The following is a 563-nucleotide window of genomic DNA, read 5'->3' as shown; positions in this document are numbered from 1 at the left end:
CAACAATAAGCCATGCAGCTTTAGGGGACAAGCTATTAAAAGAAGGTATGACAGATCCAGACGTAAAAGAATTACAGGATGTTTTAAGACAGAAGGGCATATTTTCAGCTACTTCGACTGGCTATTTTGGTTCAATTACAAAAGATTCAGTTCTAAGCTTTCAGCGTTCTCATAGTTTAACAGCTGATGGAATGGTGGGACCTAATACATATCAAGCGTTAATAGCTAATTCAACAAGTGCGGTTACAAGCATTACACTTTTGAAATATGGAATGACTAGTAATGAAGTTGAAAAAGTACAGCAGCTGTTAAAGGAAAAAGGTTACTTTAACGCCACACCAACAGGCTATTTTGGCACAATTACTCAAACTGCCGTTATGAATTTCCAACGGGATCATGGCTTAGCTGTGGATGGAATAGTAGGTCCAGCTACTTTAAATGCCTTAAATAACGCATCTACTAGCGCCACTGGTTCTTCAACTGTTAATAGTTCAACGCAAGCGACAGCTAGTGATATTGTGGCTTATTCTAAAAAATTCATAGGGGTGCCATATGTTTGGGGG

General features: G+C 38.9%; 1 protein-coding gene. It reads left to right on the top strand.

Annotated elements, in window-relative coordinates:
- A partial coding sequence (locus tag AC27IT_RS27965; protein ID WP_487092285.1) for a peptidoglycan-binding domain-containing protein occupies positions 1-563 on the top strand: 563 nt, incomplete at both ends.

It is taken from the genome of Brevibacillus sp. YAE8 (assembly GCF_057543335.1).
This window is presented reverse-complemented; position numbering and strand designations above follow the sequence as displayed.